The sequence below is a fragment of the Thioprofundum lithotrophicum genome (assembly GCF_055387065.1).
In genome coordinates, this window is sequence record NZ_AP042379.1 from 1,157,431 (window position 1) to 1,175,788 (window position 18,358).

At 65.0% G+C, this 18,358-nt stretch carries 18 protein-coding genes; 12 read left to right on the plus strand and 6 right to left on the minus strand.

Annotation, left to right across the window (positions count from 1 at the left end):
• Window positions 1-35 precede the first annotated feature (35 nt).
• From ACZ5BH_RS05495 to ACZ5BH_RS05525, 7 genes are all read left to right on the plus strand, one after another.
• Window positions 36-1,442, plus strand: coding sequence for an FAD-dependent oxidoreductase (locus ACZ5BH_RS05495; protein WP_464890912.1), 1,407 nt, complete (start codon window positions 36-38; stop codon window positions 1,440-1,442).
• 323 nt (window positions 1,443-1,765) lie between these two features.
• Entirely contained in the window at window positions 1,766-2,836 is a 1,071-nt protein-coding gene (gene hemE / locus ACZ5BH_RS05500) for a uroporphyrinogen decarboxylase (RefSeq protein ID WP_464890913.1), read from the plus strand.
• 377 nt (window positions 2,837-3,213) lie between these two features.
• Window positions 3,214-3,513, plus strand: coding sequence for an FHA domain-containing protein (locus ACZ5BH_RS05505; RefSeq protein ID WP_464890914.1), 300 nt, complete (start codon window positions 3,214-3,216; stop codon window positions 3,511-3,513).
• A 73-nt stretch (window positions 3,514-3,586) separates the two neighbouring features.
• Window positions 3,587-4,408 carry a DUF2797 domain-containing protein gene (locus ACZ5BH_RS05510; protein WP_464890915.1) on the plus strand — a complete coding sequence of 274 codons (822 nt, stop codon included), beginning with the start codon at window positions 3,587-3,589 and terminating at the stop codon, window positions 4,406-4,408.
• Window positions 4,409-4,412: 4 nt separating this feature from the next.
• Window positions 4,413-5,078, plus strand: coding sequence for a Crp/Fnr family transcriptional regulator (locus tag ACZ5BH_RS05515; RefSeq protein WP_464890916.1), 666 nt, complete (start codon window positions 4,413-4,415; stop codon window positions 5,076-5,078).
• A gap of 89 nt (window positions 5,079-5,167) precedes the next feature.
• The gene (locus ACZ5BH_RS05520; protein WP_464890917.1) at window positions 5,168-5,380 is read left to right on the plus strand and encodes a YgaP family membrane protein; all 213 of its coding nucleotides are present in this window, start codon (window positions 5,168-5,170) and stop codon (window positions 5,378-5,380) included.
• 502 nt (window positions 5,381-5,882) lie between these two features.
• Entirely contained in the window at window positions 5,883-6,038 is a 156-nt protein-coding gene (locus ACZ5BH_RS05525) for a DUF3644 domain-containing protein (RefSeq protein ID WP_464891197.1), read from the plus strand.
• 77 nt (window positions 6,039-6,115) lie between these two features.
• On the opposite strand, the gene ACZ5BH_RS05530 is transcribed toward ACZ5BH_RS05525, so the two are convergent.
• On the minus strand, window positions 6,116-7,636 hold the full coding sequence (locus ACZ5BH_RS05530; RefSeq protein ID WP_464889836.1) for an IS5 family transposase: 1,521 nt from the start codon (window positions 7,634-7,636) through the stop codon (window positions 6,116-6,118).
• 48 nt (window positions 7,637-7,684) lie between these two features.
• On the opposite strand from ACZ5BH_RS05530, the gene ACZ5BH_RS05535 reads away from it, so the two are divergent.
• Both ACZ5BH_RS05535 and ACZ5BH_RS05540 read left to right on the plus strand, forming a co-directional pair.
• Window positions 7,685-8,470, plus strand: a complete 786-nt coding sequence (locus ACZ5BH_RS05535; RefSeq protein WP_464890918.1) for a DUF3644 domain-containing protein — start codon at window positions 7,685-7,687, stop codon at window positions 8,468-8,470.
• Between the two features lie 63 nt (window positions 8,471-8,533).
• Window positions 8,534-9,571, plus strand: a complete 1,038-nt coding sequence (locus tag ACZ5BH_RS05540) for an IS481 family transposase (RefSeq protein ID WP_464889278.1) — start codon at window positions 8,534-8,536, stop codon at window positions 9,569-9,571.
• Window positions 9,572-9,898: 327 nt separating this feature from the next.
• Here ACZ5BH_RS05540 and xerC read toward each other — a convergent pair whose 3' ends face one another.
• The 5 genes from xerC to lptM form a co-directional block, all read right to left on the minus strand.
• A complete protein-coding gene (gene xerC / locus ACZ5BH_RS05545; RefSeq protein ID WP_464890919.1) occupies window positions 9,899-10,813 on the minus strand; it encodes a tyrosine recombinase XerC in 915 nt (304 codons plus the stop codon).
• The gene (locus ACZ5BH_RS05550; RefSeq protein ID WP_464890920.1) at window positions 10,810-11,526 is read right to left on the minus strand and encodes a DUF484 family protein; all 717 of its coding nucleotides are present in this window, start codon (window positions 11,524-11,526) and stop codon (window positions 10,810-10,812) included. The genes xerC and ACZ5BH_RS05550 overlap by 4 nt, the downstream gene beginning before the upstream one ends.
• On the minus strand, window positions 11,523-12,353 hold the full coding sequence (dapF, locus tag ACZ5BH_RS05555; protein ID WP_464890921.1) for a diaminopimelate epimerase: 831 nt from the start codon (window positions 12,351-12,353) through the stop codon (window positions 11,523-11,525). The genes ACZ5BH_RS05550 and dapF overlap by 4 nt, the downstream gene beginning before the upstream one ends.
• A 319-nt stretch (window positions 12,354-12,672) precedes the next feature.
• A complete protein-coding gene (gene lysA / locus ACZ5BH_RS05560) occupies window positions 12,673-13,917 on the minus strand; it encodes a diaminopimelate decarboxylase (RefSeq protein WP_464890922.1) in 1,245 nt (414 codons plus the stop codon).
• A 3-nt stretch (window positions 13,918-13,920) separates the two neighbouring features.
• The gene (gene lptM / locus ACZ5BH_RS05565) at window positions 13,921-14,067 is read right to left on the minus strand and encodes an LPS translocon maturation chaperone LptM (RefSeq protein ID WP_464890923.1); all 147 of its coding nucleotides are present in this window, start codon (window positions 14,065-14,067) and stop codon (window positions 13,921-13,923) included.
• 299 nt (window positions 14,068-14,366) lie between these two features.
• Here lptM and ACZ5BH_RS05570 point away from each other — a divergent pair, with 299 nt between their 5' ends.
• The 3 genes from ACZ5BH_RS05570 to ACZ5BH_RS05580 are packed head-to-tail and all read left to right on the plus strand — an operon-like array spanning window position 14,367 to window position 18,353.
• On the plus strand, window positions 14,367-15,014 hold the full coding sequence (locus ACZ5BH_RS05570) for a hypothetical protein (protein ID WP_464890924.1): 648 nt from the start codon (window positions 14,367-14,369) through the stop codon (window positions 15,012-15,014).
• Window positions 15,015-15,045: 31 nt separating this feature from the next.
• Window positions 15,046-16,986, plus strand: coding sequence for a sensor histidine kinase (locus tag ACZ5BH_RS05575; protein WP_464890925.1), 1,941 nt, complete (start codon window positions 15,046-15,048; stop codon window positions 16,984-16,986).
• Window positions 16,983-18,353, plus strand: coding sequence for a sigma-54-dependent transcriptional regulator (locus tag ACZ5BH_RS05580; protein WP_464890926.1), 1,371 nt, complete (start codon window positions 16,983-16,985; stop codon window positions 18,351-18,353). The genes ACZ5BH_RS05575 and ACZ5BH_RS05580 overlap by 4 nt, the downstream gene beginning before the upstream one ends.
• The last annotated feature ends 5 nt before the right edge of the window (window positions 18,354-18,358 follow it).

Here is an 18,358-nt window from a genome sequence, read left to right on the forward strand (position 1 = left end):
TCGCCACTCGTCCCTCGCAACTCGCCACTGACATCATGGGAAACAACTTTCAATTCATCCAGGTCCCCCGCGTCGATCCCGACAAGAAGCCGGCCGACGTGCGCAAGAAGGAATTCGCCGAGATCTACGGCCGTTTCGATCCCGAGCGCGCGGCCCAGCAGGCGGATCGCTGCCTGGCCTGCGGCAATCCCTATTGCGAGTGGAAGTGCCCGGTGCACAACTACATCCCCGACTGGCTGAAGCTGATCGCCGAGGGCAACCTGCTGCAGGCCGCCGAGATCTCCCACCGCACCAACTCCCTGCCGGAGATCTGCGGCCGGGTCTGCCCCCAGGACCGACTCTGCGAGGGCGCCTGCACTCTCAACGACGGGTTCGGCGCGGTGACCATCGGCGCCGTGGAAAAATACATCTCCGACAGCGCCTTCGATCAGGGCTGGCGGCCGGATCTCTCCCACGTGCAGGACACCGGCAAGAAGGTGGCCGTGATCGGCGCCGGCCCCGCCGGCCTCGGCTGTGCCGACGTGCTGGTGCGCAACGGCGTCAGGCCGGTGGTCTATGACCGCTACGAGGAGATCGGCGGCCTGCTGACCTTCGGCATCCCCGAGTTCAAGCTGGAGAAAGCGGTCGTGCGCCGCCGCCGCGAAATCCTCGAGGGCATGGGCGTGGAGTTCCGCCTCAACACCGAGGTGGGCAGGGACGTCAGCCTGGACGATCTGCTGGCCGAATACGACGCGGTGTTTCTCGGCACCGGCACCTACACCTTCATGAAGGGCGGCTTCCCCGGCGAGGACAAGCCGGGCGTGTACGAGGCCCTGCCCTACCTCATCTCCAACGTGCGCCGCTGCCTGGGCCTGGAGAAGGATCCGGCCGAGTTCATCGACATGGCCGGCAAGCACGTGGTGGTGCTCGGCGGCGGCGACACGGCCATGGACTGCAACCGCACCGCCATCCGCCAGGGCGCCGCCTCGGTGACCTGCGCCTACCGCCGCGACGAGGCCAACATGCCCGGCTCGCGCCGCGAAGTGGCCAACGCCAAGGAGGAGGGCGTGCAGTTCCTGTGGAACCGCCAGCCGGTGGAGATCGTCGGCGACGACCGGGTGGAAGGCGTGAAGGTGGTCACCACCCGCCTGGGCGAGCCCGACGAGCGCGGCCGCCGCCGCCCCGAACCGGTTCCCGGCTCCGAAGAGATCATCCTCGCCGATGCCGTGATCATCGCCTTCGGCTTCCGTCCCAGCCCCGGCGACTGGCTCGAAGCCGCCGGCATCGACACCGACGAGCGCGGCCGCGTGATCGCCCCGCCGGATCAGAAATTCGCCAAGCAGACCACCAACCCCAAGGTCTTCGCCGGCGGCGACATGGTCCGCGGCTCGGATCTGGTGGTCACCGCCGTCTACGAGGGCCGCGAAGCGGCACAGGGGATCCTCGACTTTCTCGAGGTCTGATTGCGACAGGGAAAATCCAACGCGAAGGCGCAAAGACCGCGAAGAGGAAATTCGATAACCGCCATATTAATCGTCTCAAAATGGTTTTACCGCCCGCCCGTAGGGCGGCTCAAGCGTAGCGGAGCCGCCATGTCGGGATGACAGGATTTTTGCCGGCTTGCAGGTCAGCCTCAGCGTGCCCCTTGGGTATCAGGCCGACATGTCGGGCTAAAGCCCGACCTACCGCGCGGATTTACTGCAACGATCAGGTTAATATGTCGGTGTAGGCGCGATTGAAACAGACCACTCACCAAAGATTGCGCCTTCGCGTTGAAACAACCAACATGACTGAACTGAAAAACGACCGCTTCCTCCGCGCCCTGCTCCGTGAACCGGTGGACGTGACGCCCGTCTGGATGATGCGCCAGGCGGGGCGTTACCTGCCCGAGTATCGCGCCACCCGCGAGAAGGCCGGGGACTTCCTCACCCTGTGCAAGACCCCTGAACTGGCCACCGAGGTCACCCTCCAGCCGCTGGAGCGCTTTCCCCTCGACGCCGCCATCCTGTTCTCGGACATCCTCACCATTCCCGACGCCATGGGCCTGGGCCTGTACTTCGCCGAGGGCGAGGGCCCGCGTTTCGAAAGCCCGGTGCGCAGCGCCGCCGACGTGGCCCGCCTGGGCGTGCCCGACATGCAGCAGGATCTGGGCTACGTGATGGACGCCGTACGCATGATCCGCCAGGCCCTGGACGGCCGGGTGCCGCTGATCGGCTTCTCCGGCAGCCCCTGGACCCTGGCCACCTACATGATCGAGGGCGGCAGCGCCAAGGACTTCGCCAGGGCCAAGGGCATGCTCTACGAGACGCCCGAGACCCTGCACCGGCTGCTCGACGTGCTCGCCCGGGCCGTCACCGACTACCTCAACGCCCAGATCGACGCCGGCGCCCAGGCGGTCATGATCTTCGACACCTGGGGCGGCGTGCTCACCACCCGCGACTACGAAGCCTTCTCGCTGGCCTACATGCGCCGCATCATCACCGGCCTGACCCGCGAACACGAAGGCCGCCGGGTGCCGGTGATCCTCTTCAGCAAGGGCGGCTGCCAGTGGCTCGAGGCCCAGGCCGACAGCGGCGCCGACGCCCTGGGCCTGGACTGGACCCTGGACATCGGCCGCGCCCGCGCCCGGGTCGGCGACCGGGTGGCCCTGCAGGGCAACATGGACCCCTGCGTGCTCTACGCCTCCCCCGAGCGGATCCGCGAGGAAGTGGCCTTCATCCTCGAAAGCTACGGCAAGGGCTCAGGCCACGTCTTCAACCTCGGCCACGGCATCCACCAGCACGTAAACCCCGACCACGCCGCCGCCTTCATCGACGCCGTGCACGAACTCTCCGCGCCCTGGCACCGGGAGGAGTGAACGGCAGCCTCCAGCCGCGCTGAAAAGAAACCCGGGTAACCCTGTAGGAGCGGCGCCTCGCCGCGACCAGCCTCGCCACCCACCACCCATCATCGCGGCTTGCGCCGCTCCTACAGCCAAACATCCGCTTTCGATTGGCCGTTCTGCTTCGGCTTCGCCACCCCACTCTCATCAGGGTCTTTTTTACAAAATTCATCCTTTGGCCTATGGCCATTCCCCCGCCGGTGGCGTAGCCTCGAAGGCAAACGCAGGACCGATTCTCGCCCCCGGATTCGGCCGTCGTACCTGGCACCCATATTGCATCTTTCCCGGCGCTACACGGAAAACCGGATGTAAACGTCACTATCGTGACGGGTAGGAACGACAAGGAGAATCCCATGCCCAGAATCACCGTCTTTCAGGAAACCGATCCCATCGAAACCATCCAGCTCGCCGCCGGCGCGGTGTCCATCGGCCGGGCGCCCGACAATGATCTGCGTCTGGACGACATCACCCTCAGCGCCCACCACGCCCGGATCTACACCTACTTCGACACCTCCTACATCGAAGACGTGGGCAGCACCAACGGCGTGTTCATCAACGGCAAGCGGGTGAAGAAACACCTGATCCACCCCGGCGACGTGGTCCAGCTCGGCAAGACCTGGCTGCGCATCGAGGACGATCCCCGCGCCGCCTGATCCCACCGCCGGACGGCTCCGCCCCCGGCCGTCCGCCCTTTGCCGCACCGCAAACATCCGGTATCCTCGCCGGATGACGCACACCGGCCACCTGCGCAAGCTGCGCACCGCACTCGACGACCCCGTCACCTATCACCTGCCCCTGGACGAGACGGACATCCCGCTCAATCCGCTCATCGGCAGCAAAATCGCCCTTGTCCACGAAGGCGAGATCCACTGCATCGCCTGCGGTCGCAAGACGAACAAGAGCTTCAACCAGGGCTACTGCTATCCCTGCTTCCGGGATCTGCCCGAATGCGACAGCTGCATCGTCAAGCCGGAAAAGTGCCACTACGCCGCGGGCACCTGCCGGGATCCGGCCTGGGGCGAACAACACTGCCTGCAGGATCATATTGTCTACCTGGCCAACTCCTCCGGCCTGAAGGTGGGCATCACCCGCGCCAGCCAGGTGCCCACCCGCTGGATCGATCAGGGCGCCACCCAGGCCCTGCCGGTGTTCCGGGTGGCCGACCGGCTGCTCTCGGGGAAGATCGAGGTGATCCTCAAGCAGCACGTGGCCGATCGCACCGACTGGCGCAAGATGCTCAAGGGCGTGGCCGAGCCCCTCGACCTGCCCGCCCGGCGTGACGCCCTGCTGGCCCGGTGCGCCGCCGAACTCGACGCCCTGGAGGCCGACGAGGGCGAAGGGCGCATCGCGCGGCTGCCCGACGCCGAACCGCTGACCCTCCACTATCCGGTCACGCAGTATCCCGCCAAGGTCGCTTCCCTGAACCTGGACAAGACGCCGGAGATCGCCGGCACCCTGCTCGGCATCAAGGGCCAGTACCTGATCCTCGACAGCGGCGTGCTCAACGTGCGCAAGTTCGCCGGCTACCGCGTCACGCTCAGCGCCTGACGCCATGACGAGTCAGGACTGGCACGACCTGTTCCCCTATTTCACCGCCTCCGGCACAGAACCGGACCGCGACATCGCCCGCGCCGTGCGGGAGATCACCCTCCCCCAGGGCGCCGCGGCCTTTCGCCAGGGCGATGCCTGCGGCCACTATCTGCTGGTGATCGAAGGCTGCATCCGGGTCATCGCCCGCAGCGAATCGGGCCGGGAGATCGTGCTCTACCGGGTGCGCCGCGGCGGCTCCTGCGTGCTCACCACCACCTGCCTGCTCTCCCAGGGCCGCTATCCGGCCGAAGGCATCGCCGAGACGGCGGTGCGGGCCCTGGCCCTGCCGGCGGCCGCCTTCGAGCGCGGCCTGGACAGCTCGCCCGCCTTCCGCCGTTTCGTCTTCGCCGCCTACGGCCAGCGGCTGGCCGAAGTTATCCGGCGCATCGAAGAGCTGCGTTTCGGCAACCTGCGCAGTCGCCTGGCCCGCCACCTGCTCGCTCGCGCCCGGGACGGCCATCTCCACGCCACCCACGCCGAACTGGCCGCCGAACTGGGCAGCGCCCGGGAAGTGATCAGCCGCCAGCTCAAGGAACTGGAACAGCAGGGCTTGATCCGCCTGGGCCGCGGCCACATCCTCCTGCACGACCCGGCCGGCCTGAAAACGCTCGCCGAGGAGGATGTGTGATATGGTCACCGACAAGCCGGAGCCAATACCGGCAGACTGGGATGCAGACAACATCCCGTAACGCCACTGCAAGACAAGGAGGAAGTGCCATGAAAATCAACGAAGGTGGTATCGACCGCACCCTGCGGATCATCGTGGGCATCGCGCTCATCGCCCTGGTCTTCGTCGGCCCCAAGACCCCCTGGGGATGGATCGGCCTGATTCCGCTCATCACCGGCCTGGTGGGGATCTGCCCGCTGTACGCCATTCTGGGCATCAACACCTGCAAGTCCTGCAAGGACGACCCCTCAACCACAAGCTGATCCCGAACGGCGGCCCCCTCAACGGGGGCCGTTGTCCCCCATCCCAATCCCGAGAAACCGGACCACTCCCCACCTTCCACAGCCCCGAATCCACGCAAACCCGCCGCCCCGCATCCGGCCAAATATCGCCACCCATTCCAGATAACCCGTCAACAGATCCTGTCTATGCCGGCTCTGCCAGACCGGCTCACTTCCGAGTCTACGTGTTCACACACCTGCGACAATACGCCCGAGCAACCGGGGAGATACGACAAGTGACTCATCGGAAAAGAATATTGCCCAGAGACAGCATTCCCCCAGGCCTCCACACAACAACACTTGTATGCGCGGTTCATCCTGACTATTCTTGAGGTTGACGGGAATACCCTGCTTCTACCCAAGATCTCCGGAATGGATCTGCCACCATTCCATCAGATCCGGATCTCGATTTTTCCAGCCAATCAACTGTTAGCTGAATATGAAATCGAGATCACGCAACTTAGCAGACAAATCAATTGATGCCATGCTGGCTGCAATTGAGATTTATAACAAACCAAGTTTTGCATATAGGGAGGAGTCATTCTCGATTCTTGCCATAAATTCCTGGGAATTATTGTTAAAAGCTAGAATCTTGCAGCTATCCAATAATAAAGTTAGTTCAATACTTAGGGTTTCCTGAAAAATCGTTATCCCGCTATCGACCCGCTCCCACAGGCGTAGCTCACTCGCGCCTGCGCACCGGAAAGACGATGGTGGTCAGCGTGCCAGGCACGCCACACCTGCCCCTCCTCGGCCCTGTGCGCCAATTCGATGGGCACAGAGCAACGAAATCCAGGCCAAAAAAATCTGCCGCAGGCGTTTCTCCAAGTTCATCACGATGAAGATGATGGCAATGCTCGCCTCGCTGGTGCGTGGCAGCTTGGCCATGATGCGGCCCAGTCCAAAGCGCCGCTTGGCCTGTCCAAATTTCCCCTCAATCGGGATGCGGGCCACTTCGTCCGCATGCCGTTGCCGGGCCTGTTCGCGCAATTCGGCTTCATTGGCCTCCGACGGTTTGGGTCGTCGACCCAGCGGTGGCCCGCTCAGACGGATACCCCGCTCCTTGCAATACGCCCGGTTGGCCCGGGTACGATACAGCTTGTCAACGTGCACCGATTCCGGGTAATGACCAAAGCGCCTGCTGTAGGCTTCCACCTGCGCAATCAGGTCGCCCGATTCATTGTAGGCGTTCCAGTCCAGGCGGTCGAGAAAGGCGAATCCGTCCACCTGACTCACCGACAGCTTGCTTCCGAATTCGGTCGGCGAGGCCGCCTTGCCGCGCACGATCGGCCGAATGTGCGGCTGGCTGATACTGACGATGCGGTCGGCAATCCGCCGGCTGCCATGGTCGTACATCCATTGCTGCTGACGATACAGCTCCCGTATCACCAGCAGGTTTCGATACTGATGGGGGCTCAGCAGCGTCAGCGATGCCTCTTCGCTCAGCGCGTCAATAATCGACAGATTCCGGTTCAGATAGCCCAGTTGACGCCGCAGCGCCTTGCGCCGTGCGCGTCCATTGCGGCGCCCCGATTTGATGAAGGCCACATACGCACGACGCGCTTGGCGACGGTAGGTCCGCGGCTTGCGACGGGTGCCCCTCAGGGGCTCGAACAGCGTATCAATGATTGCTTCGGTCTTCTTCCGCGCTTCGTTGAGCAGGTCAATGTCGGTCGGATAACGAATGTCCGCCGGGGCGCAGGTGGCATCCAGCAGCAGCTTGCCGCGGTTGCCCGGGTGGGATGACGAAGACCTGCCTTGCGAACCGTCTTCGCCTGACGAACCCCCTGTGTCGTCGTCTCCACCCTCATCATCCGCAGCGGTTTCCTCCAGGCTCAGGCCGCCGCTCGCGATGATTTCGTTGAGCCGGTTCAAGTCTTCCAGGGAAAAGCGTCTGCGAAAGTACACGAACATGGAGGGGTCGAACGGCGGCTCGTCGCGGAAACCGTGAAAACCCAGAAAGTATTGCAGGTACGGGTTCTCCCGGATCTGCTCCACCGTCTCTTCGTCGCCAAGTCCCAGTCGCTCCTTGATCAGCAAGGCCCCAAAGGCCATGCGGGCCGGCTTGGCCGGTGCGCCCGCCTTTTCCGAAAACTGTTTCGCGTAAACGGCCTCGACCTCTTCCCACGGCACCAGCTCCGCCAGGCGGACCCACCGGTTTTCTCCGTTCAGCTTGCCGCCAAACGGCAGGTCAAAGTTTTCTAACGTGAGCTGATTGGCAGGGGGCTTGCGGTACATGGCGCTTCTTCCAGGTGCAAGGGTTTTGGCAGGATTCGGTGGGTTTCCTTGCACATTTTAGCGGAAAATTCGTGGTTTCTCTATTCAGATCAATCGGTTAGGTTTTTTCAGGAAGCCCTACTTAAGTATGAAAAACGCAGGAAAGCAGACGGAAAACTTTCTGATAAAAAATACCGGGTGAAGAATAGGTCGGGAACCTATATGTCAATAGGTTTATTCCGCGCAATGGATCTTTTAGAGTCAGAATATGGAGATAAAATCGGGCCTCAAGTACGAAAGAATATAGAGCTCCTGTGTGAGGTGAGAGACAGTGCCGTTCACTTTGTAAATAAAGGTTTTGATTTAAAACTACTTGTACAGCAGTTAGGTACAGCATCTCTTCGTAACTATTTGATCGCTATTCGCCGATGGTTTGCTATTGATCTGTCCAAGTACAATTTTTTTCTAATGCCATTAGCATTTTTCGGTTTGGAGGCTAGTGCGCAAGGAGTTTCGCTAAATGCGGAGGAGAAACGGCTCTCCGAATATCTAAAGCAAGAGACGAACATAGGCGATGGGCAAGACCCTGACGAGTTCAATGTGGCATTAACTGTAAATGTACGTTTTACAAAGTCAAAGGCAGAGGATGCTGAATTGGTTCGGATTTCAAACGATCCGAATGCTACCCCAATAAAATTAACGGAAGAGGATATAAGGGAAAGATACCCATGGGATTACAAGATTCTTACAACAAGACTCCGTAAGCGTTATACAGATTTTAAGGAAAATAAAAAATATCATGACTTACGTGTATTAGTTCAGACCCGATCTGACACCTCACAGTTGAAAAAGTGAGGGTTACCGGTTTTGATGGGGGTGCGAACCCAACCCAATCAAAACACGACGGAGGTAACCCTCATGTTGCATAGTAGCGAACGAATCATCAAACACAAACTCGGCTTGCTGAATCTGGCCGAGGAATTGGGAAACGTCTCTCGAGCCTGCAAGATCATGGGGCTGTCCCGAGATACCTTCTACCGGTATCAGAAAGCGGTCGAGGAAGGCGGAATCGATGCCCTGCTGGAGCCGGACCGTCGGCGCCCGAACCCCAAGAACCGGGTGGCGCCGGAGGTCGAAGAGGCGGTGGTGGCGTATGCCATTGATTTTCCGGCCCATGGCCAGGTCCGAGTCAGCAACGAACTGCGCAAACGGGGGATCTTCGTCTCCCCCACCGGCGTGCGCAGCATCTGGCTGCGCCACGAGCTGGCCAACTTCCGGAGCCGCCTGAAGGCCCTGGAGGCGAAGATGGCCGCCGAAGAAGGGCTGATTCTGACGGAAGCCCAGGTCCAGGCGTTGGAGAAGAAGAAACTCGACGAGGAGAACCACGGCGAGATCGAAACTGCCCATCCCGGCTACCTGGGCTCACAGGATACCTTCTACGTGGGCACCCTCAAGGGGGTAGGCCGTATCTACCAGCAGACCTACGTGGACACCTACGCCAAGGTGGCCCACTGCAAGCTGTACACAACCAAGACGCCGATTACGGCCGCCGACCTGCTGAATGACCGGGTACTGCCCTTCTACGAAGCCCAGGGCCTGCCTGTCCTGCGGGTCCTCACTGACCGGGGTACCGAATACTGCGGCAGGCCCGACACCCATGACTATGAGCTGTTCCTGGCGGTCAATGATATCGACCACACGAAAACCCGGGCCAAATCTCCGCAGACCAACGGGATCTGCGAGCGGTTCCACAAGACCATTCTCCAGGAGTTCTATCAGGTGACCTTCCGGAAGAAACTCTATGAGAATCTGGCATCGCTCCAGGCCGACCTGGATGAATGGCTGGAGTACTACAATACGGAACGAACCCACCAGGGCAAGATGTGTTGTGGGCGTACCCCCATGGCAACGCTGGAGGACGGCAAGAAAATCTGGCAGGAGAAGTTCGTAGGCTGAGCTTGACCTGACAGTCGCCCCCGGAAAAACCGGTAACTGTCAGATCAAGTCTGAACTACTACAACTTACGTAAGTCGCTGGAGTCTAACTCGAAATACTGCAATAAGCGCTTCCTGGATCCAGTCCAAAAAACTGGTATTGGAAAGTGTTTTTATAATCCAAATATCGTAAAAGAATTCGATGCTCACTACACAAAAGCAGCTAACAATTAGCTCCAGTGGACAGCAAAAAGCGCCGCTCGTTCCTCGCTTTGCTTTTTGCTGCCACTGAGCATGGCGTTGCCATCCCAACAACCTTTCACCATTGGCCAGGCGACCGGCACTTGCGTTACGCCGGCTTCCCTCGCTTGCGGGCCCGGGGATGGGCCTGATCGTAGACCTGCGCCAGGTGCTGGAAGTCGAGGTGGGTGTAGATCTGGGTGGTGCCGATGTCGGCGTGGCCGAGCAGTTCCTGCACCGCCCGCAGGTCGCCACTGGACTCGAGCAGGTGGCTGGCGAAGGAGTGGCGCAGCATGTGGGGATGCACGCGGCCCTCGATGCCCTGCTGGCGGGCCCGCTGGCGCAGCCGCTGCTGGACCGCCCGGGGCGAGAGCCGCCGCCCGTCGCGTGACAGGAACAGCGCCGGCTCGCCGCGCCGATCCAGCGCCGGCCGTGCCTGCAGCCAGGCCTCCAGCGCGGCGATGGCCTTGCGGCCCACCGGCACCTCCCGGGTCTTGCGTCCCTTGCCGATGACCCGTACCCGTCCCTGGCGGATGTCGGCCACCGCCGCCTGGTCGAGCGACAGCAGTTCCGCAAGACGCAGCCCCGAGGAGTAGAACAGCTCGAGAATGGCGCGGTCGCGCACGTCCAGCGGCCCGTCGCCGGGGAAGCTCACCAGACGCGCCACCTGCTCCACGTCCAGGGTCCCGGGCAGGGGGCGGGCGGCCTTCGGCGCCTGCACGTCGGCGGCGGGATTGTGATCCACCACGCCCTGACGCAACAGGTGGCGGAACAGGCTGCGCAGGGCCGACAGTTCGCGCTGCAGGCTGCGGCTGCCGAGGCCCCGGCGATGGCGCCGGGCCACGTGGCGGCGCACGGTCTCGGCATCCACCGCCTGCCAGTCGCCGATCCCGTGCTCCTCGCAGAAGGCGGTAAAGCGGTCCAGATCCCGGCGGTAGGCGTCGAGGGTGCGGGGCGAGAGGTGGCGCTCGTCGCGCAGGGCGCGCAGGAAACCGTCGAGCTGGCGCCGGGCCTGCGGGGTCACGGGGCGGCCGGCTCCAGGTGTTTCTTCAGTACCCGGCTGAGGATCTTGCCGAGCTGGGAGAGGAACACGGTGCCCATGTCGGCGCGGAAGCGGTTGCGATCCTGGCTGCCGATGGCCAGCAGGCCGTAGCACTTGCGGCTGCTGGCGCTCTCCACCAGCGGGATCAGCGCGGCGGAGGCGATGTCGTCGGCCGTCTCGGAAAACAGGGCGTCGAGCTGACCCGGCTTGAGAGCGCCGCACACGGGCCGCCGGCCGGCGATCACCTTCTCGAAGGCGCCGAGCACCGGCTCGCTCCAGTCCACCAGCTCCGGCAGGCGGGCCATGGCCGGATGATCGGTGCGGAACAGACGCACCACCACCGCCTCGGCGTCGAAATCGGCCGCCAGGCGGCCCTGCACGATCTGCAGCACCTCTTCCAGCGACGCGGCATCCAGCAGGGCCAGCACCAGGGCGTTGACGTGATTGTTGAGCTCCTCGTTCTTCTGGGCGTTGCGGATCAGCTGCCGGAGCTGGGCGCGCACGTCGTCCCGCTGCGCGCGCAGCACCGCCACCTGGCGCTCCACCAGCGACACGGCCGGACCGGTCTCGTGGGGCAGGATCATGTCGGCCAGCAGATCACGATGGCGTTCGAAGAAGTCGGGATGATCGCGCAGATAGCGCACCACTTCCCGTTCGAAATCGGCCAGCGCCTCGCGACTGTCCTGCATGGTCATAGCTTCATCCTGCCTTCGAACACGCTCACCGCCGGGCCGGTCATCAGCACCGGCTCGCCCTCGCCCGCCCAGCGGATCACCAGTTCCCCGCCCGGCAGACGCACCGTCACCTTATCATCCAGCCACCCCCGCTGGCGACCCGCGACCACTGCGGCACAGGCACCGGTGCCGCAGGCCAGGGTCTCGCCGCTGCCCCGCTCCCAGACCCGCAGGCGAAGGCGACCGCGATCCACCACCTCCATGAAGCCCACGTTGACCCGCTCGGGAAAGCGCGGATGGTTTTCGATGGCCGGCCCCAGCTCGGTCACCGGCGCCGTGTCCACGTCCTCCACCCGCAGCACCGCGTGGGGATTGCCCATGGAGAGGACGCTCACTTCGACCCTACCGCCGTCCACTTCCAGCGAATAGGTTTCGCTGCGCGCCGGTGCGGCAAAGGGAATCTCCGCCGGTTCGAAGCGGGGCGTGCCCATGTCCACCGTCACCTGTCCGTCGGGCTCCACCCGCAGCTCGATGGGCCCGCCCGCCGTGGCCACCCGGATCACGTCCTTGTCGGTCAGCCCCTTCTCGCGCACGAACACCGCGAAACAGCGTGCCCCGTTGCCGCACTGCTCCACCTCGCCACCATCGGCGTTGAAGATCCGGTAGGTGAAATCGAATGCCGGCGAGGGCGGCGGTTCCACCACCAGCAACTGATCGCAGCCGACCCCGAAATGGCGATCGGCGATGAAACGGATCTGCGCCGGCGACAGCTCCACCGGCTCACGGGTGGCATCGATCACCACGAAATCGTTGCCGAGGCCGTGCATCTTGGTGAAGGTCAGCTCCATCGGGTCAGTCTAGCATCGTCCCGGGGGCTTCGACAGGCTGACTGGAAAGGAACACGGAGAACACGGAGACACGGAGGAGGATGGCTCCCTCACCCCATTTGGCTGCACAGTTTGCCCACACGTGTAGGAGCGGCGCAAGCCGCGACAATGCGGTAGCTGGTGACGGGTAGCTGGTAGCAGGGACAATCCTGTTACGTTTTCCCCAGCTAACGCCGCATCGCGGCTCGCGCCGCTCCTACAGGTGGGCCATCCCATCTCATTGCGCAGTGACGCAAAGACGGCTATTCACCGTGCCTTCCGTGTTTCCTTCCACCCCCCTTCAGTCGATCAACTGCTCGCCCGCGAACAGCGATTCGAGGCTTTCGCGCTGGCGCACCACGTGCATGCGGTCGCCGTCGACCATGATTTCGGCGGCGCGGGGGCGGGAGTTGTAGTTGGAACTCATGGTGAAGCCGTAGGCGCCGGCGGAGCGCACGGCGAGCAGGTCGGCCGGCTCGAGGTTCAGCAGGCGCTCCTTGCCCAGGAAGTCGCCGGTCTCGCACACGGGGCCCACCACGTCGTAGAGGCGGCCTTCGCCGCCGCGGGGGGTGACGGGGATGATCTCCTGCCAGGCGTCGTAGAGGGCCGGGCGCATGAGGTCGTTCATGCCGGCATCGACGATGGCGAAATCCTTGTGGGCGGTGTGCTTCAGGTACTCCACCCGGGTCACCAGGATCCCGGCGTTGCCGGCGATGGCCCGGCCGGGCTCGAGAATGACCTGCAGTTGCCGATCCCCCAGCCGTTCGCGCAGGGCGGCGGCATAGTCGGCCGGCGCCGGCGGCTCCTCGCCCTGGTACCGGATCCCCAGGCCGCCGCCCAGGTCCAGGTGGCGGATCTCGATGCCCTTCGCCGCCAGGCGATCGACCAATGCCAGCACCCGGTCGAGGGCGTCGAGGAACGGCGCCAGCTCGGTGAGCTGGGAACCGATGTGGCAGTCGATGCCCTGCACGTCGAGGTGATCCATTTCGGCCGCGCGGGCATAAACCGCCTCCGCCGTGTCCATGTCGATGCCGAACTTGTTCTCCTTGAGGCCGGTGGAGATGTAGGGATGGGTCTTGGCATCCACGTCCGGGTTGACGCGGATCGATACCGGCGCCGTCACGCCCTGCTCCGCCGCCACCCGTTCCAGCCGCTCCAGCTCCGGCTCCGACTCCACGTTGAAGCAGTGAATGCCCGCCGCCAGGGCCCGGCACATCTCGTCGGCCCGCTTGCCCACGCCCGAGAACACCACCTTCGCCGGATCGCCCCCCGCCGCCAGCACCCGCTCCAGCTCCCCCACCGAGACGATGTCGAAGCCGGCCCCGAGCCGCGCCATCACCTGCAGCACGGCCAGATTGGAATTGGCCTTCACCGCATAGCAGATCAGGTGATCGAGCCCCGCCAGGGCCTCGTCGAAGGCCCGGAAATGGCGTTCCAGGGTGGCGCGGGAATAGACGTACAGGGGCGTGCCGTGCAGGGTGGCGATGTCGGCCACCGGCACCTTCTCGGCATGCAGGGTGCCGTTGACGTAAGCGAAGTGATCCATGCCTCAGGAATCCGGTTGCGTGGTGACGACGGCCGCCCGGCCGTCGGGAAGATAGAGCGGCCCCTTCTTGCCACAGCCGGCCAGCAGGCTGGCCGTGCCGAGCACGACCACCACGAGAATCCACAGCAGGAACGACGGGCAGGGACGCATGGGAATTTCTCCGTTGAACAGGCGGCGATTATACCCCGGCACCGGCCAACACGCCTTTGCATGCGCTACACTGATTGCAACAGATGTTCCTGTTTGATCCCCGTAGCCGGTCCGCCCTCGGGGTCGGGGTGCCGTTGCGGGACACGCCGTGAATACATCCCTGTAGGCTCGACGGCCGCATCCCTGCGGCCGACGGTCCCGCAACGGCACCCCGACCCCGAGGGCTACGTGCAAAACTCCGCCGGGTACCGCCGTTCCAACACCATTGCCCCGAAACCAACCAAACAACGCGTATTTCCGTGTCTCTCGATCTCCTCGCCCTGCTCCTTGCCGCCATCGGCCTGTTCCTGTTCGGCTTCGGCATTCGCCGCATCTGGCGCTGGCGCATGGTTTCCGGTGCCGCGGCGGGCGGGGCGGGGATCGTCCTGATCACCCTGGCCATGCTGCTGGCCGCCGTGGCCGGCAACCTGCACACCTGGCAACGCCTCACCCACGAAGCCGCGGTGGCCACCCTGCGCTTCGAGCGCACCGGCGAGCAGACCTTTCGCGCCTATCTCACCACCCCCGACGGGCGCACCCGCCTTTTCGACCTGCGCGGCGACGAATGGCAGCTCGACGCCCGGGTGCTCAAGTGGCACGGCCTGGCCAACCTGTTCGGCCTGGATGCCGGTTTCCAGCTCGAACGGCTGCAGAGCCGCTGGCGGAACCCGGCACGGGCGGCCCGTGAGGCGCCCGACGTGCACGATCTGCGCCCCGCCGGCGGATTCGATCTGTGGGCCTTCGCCCGCCGTCATCCCGGCTGGATCCCGTGGGTGGACGCCGTGTACGGCAGCGCCGTCTATCTGCCCATGGCCCATGGCGCCATCTACACGGTGCACATGACCCAGAGCGGCCTGGTGGCGCGGCCCCAGAACCCGGCGGCAGAGGCGGCGCTGCGCGGCTGGTGAGGCGCCCGCAAGCATCGGGTATCCTGAGCCCATGCGCATCCGCAGCCACATCTTTCTCTGGGTCCTGCTCGCCGCCGTGCTGCCGCTGACGGCCCTGACCCTGGGGATGACCTACTACAGCCAGGCCAGCTACCAGCGGGACGTGGACCGGGAGATCCTCACCCAGCTCGAGCACCTCTCGGGCACCCTCAGCCGGCAACTGGCCGCCGGCCGCGAACTGGCCCTGGGCATCGCCCGCACCCCGGCGGTGCAGGAGGTCCTGCCGCTGCTCGGCGCGCTCGCCGACGGCCGCACGCCGGCGGATCTCGCGCCCCGGCGCGCGGCCCTGAACCGCGACTTCGAAGGCTTTCGCACCCTCGTTCCGGGCGTGTTCGTGCTGCGCCTGCTCGACGCCCAGGGCAACAGCCTGGTCAAGGTGACCCGCCAGCACACCGGCCGCCCGCTGTACGAAAGCCTGGGTGGCCTGCGCTACGTGGAGCAGGAGATCGTCGATCCCGACTTCCTGCGCAGCCTGCGCGAGGCCCCGCCCGACGAGGTCGCGGCCCTGTACCTGCCCCACAACCGCAACGAACTCAACCATTCCTTCCGCCTGCGCGACGCCGTGGTGCCGCTCCATCACCAGGGCCGCTTCGTCGGCGCCGTGGCCCTGACCCTGCTCGGCGATCAGCTCGACAAGATCCTCGATCACACGCCGCGGCTCTACGATGGTGAACTGCTACTGATCGAATCGGACCCGGATCGCCATCCCGACGGCCCCACGGTGCTCTACAGCGACGCCCGCGAGCGGCGCTTCGCCCAGTTGCGCGCCGGCGTCGACTACTTCCAGGCCCCCTGGAAGGACGCCTGGCTCGACCGCCTGGAAGCCCGGCCGGAAGGGGTCTGGCATGACGGCGCGGGACATCTGGTGCACTACACCACTTGGCTGCCCTGGCCCAACCAGCTCACCGAATGGCACCTGGCCCTGCGCAGCGACGCGGCGCTGATGGCCGCGCCCTTCGAGCGCATCCGCCTCGGCATCGCCGCCTTCGCCTCCACCGCCCTGCTCCTGACCCTGCTGCTGTCGGCCCTCGGCGCGCGGCGCATCGCCCGCCCCCTGCGCACCCTGGCCGGGCGCATCGAACGCTTCGCCGACGGCGAGCACCGCCAGCACGTGGCCACCGATCAGCCCATCGACGAAGTGCGCGAACTGGCCCGGGCCTTCAACTACCTGAGCGACACCCTCGACGCGGCCGAAGCCGAGCGCGACCGGGCAAGGCGCATGGCCCTGCAGAGCAACAAGCTGGCCAGCATCGGCCAGATGGCCGCCGGCATCGGCCACGAGCTGAACAACCCCCTCAACAACATCCTCAGCTATGCCCGACTCATCGAACGGGATCTGCAGAGCGCCGACGGCCGCCTCGACCCCGAGACCGTCCGCCAGTTGCAGGCCGACCTGGCCTCCCTGCGCGAGGAGACCCTGCGCGCCTCGCAGATCGTGCAGGGGATCCTCAACTTCGCCCGCCAGGTGCCGCCCACCTACGGCCCCATCGAGGTCTGCCCCTGGCTGGAGAAGACCCTGGCCCTGGTGCGCCAGGCGGCGCGGGCCCGCCACGTGGCGCTGCGCCTCGACTGCACCGCCGACGAACTCGAGGGCGACGCCCACCAGCTCCAGCAGGCCCTGGTGAACCTGCTGCTCAACGCCATCCAGGCCAGCGCCGACGGCGGGGCGGTGACGGTGACGGCCACCGAGCAGGGCGAGCGGCTTATAATCACCGTCCGGGACCGGGGCGAGGGCATCGCCGCCGCCGACCGCGACCGGATCTTCGATCCCTTCTTCACCACCAAGGCGGAGGGCGAAGGCAGCGGGCTCGGCCTGTCCATCAGCCTCGGCATCGTCGAGCGCCACGGCGGCACCCTGCACCTGGACAACCACCCCGAGGGCGGCGCCGAGGCCCGCCTGGAACTGCCCCGCAAGGCCCGCAGGCAAGCATGACCGAACGCCCCCGCATCTTCTTCGTCGACGACGACCCCAAGGCCGGCGAACTGCTGCTGCGCTTCACCCGCGGCGCCCCCTTCGCCGCCGAGGTGTTCCGCGATCCCCGGGAGGCGCTTGCGGCCTTCCGTGAACGGGGCGCCGATCTGGTGGTGAGCGATCTGCGCATGCCGGGCCTGACCGGCATCGAACTGCTGCAGGCAGTGCGCGAGATCGACGCCGATGTGCCCTTTCTGATCATCACCGGTTACGCCAACGTGGACGACGCCATCGAGGCCCTGCGCCTCGGCGCCAGCGACTTCATCAAGAAGCCCTTCGACATGGAGGAGCTGCAACGGCGCATCGAGCACACCCTGGAACACCGCGCCCTGCTGGCCGAGAACCGCCGCCTGCGCGCCGCCCTGGCCGAAACCCGCACCGAACTGCCCGAGGGCATGATCGGCCAGGCGCCCGCCATGGCCGCCATCGCCCGGCGCATCGACAAGATCGCCGACATCCGCTGCCACGTGATCATCGAGGGCGAGTCGGGCACCGGCAAGGAACTGGTGGCCCGCGCCATCCACCAGCGCAGCCACTTCGCCGACACCCCCTTCGTGGTCATCGACTGCGGCGCGCTGAGCGAAACCCTGCTCGAGTCGGAGCTGTTCGGCCACGAAAAGGGCGCCTTCACCGGCGCCACCGAGCGGCGCACCGGCCTGCTCGAGAGCGCCCGCGGCGGCACCGTGTTCCTCGACGAAATCGGCAACATCTCCGAGGCCATGCAGGTCAAGCTGCTGCGGGTGATCCAGGAACAGCAGATCACCCGGGTGGGCGGCAACACCCCCATCGACATCGACGCCCGCTTCATCGTCGCCACCAACCGCAGCCTGGAGACCATGGTGCGGGAGGGCCGCTTCCGCGCCGATCTCTACCACCGCCTCAACGTGGTGCGCTTCGCCCTGCCCCCGCTGCGCGAGCGGCGCGAGGACATCCCCGCCCTGGTGCGCCACTTCGTCGCCCGTTTCGCCCGCCAGTACGGGCGCGACGTGAGCGGCTTCGACGCCGCCTCCATGCGCCGCCTGCTGGCCCACGACTGGCCCGGCAACGTGCGCGAGCTGCAGAACCTGGTGGAGCGCCACGTGGCCCTGGCCGACGGCCCGCGCCTGCACCTGGAGGAACTGGACGATCTGCGCCAGAACGCCGACCCGACCGCCATCGACGCCGATCTACCCACCCTCGATGAACTCGAACGGCGTTACATCGAAAAGGTCCTCGCCCGCTTCTGCGACAACCGCGGCAAGACCGCCGAGACCCTCGGCATCAGCCCCTCCACCCTCTACCGCAAGCTGCAGGCCTGGCAGGCCCGGGACGCGGAAGAGGCCGAATGACGGCG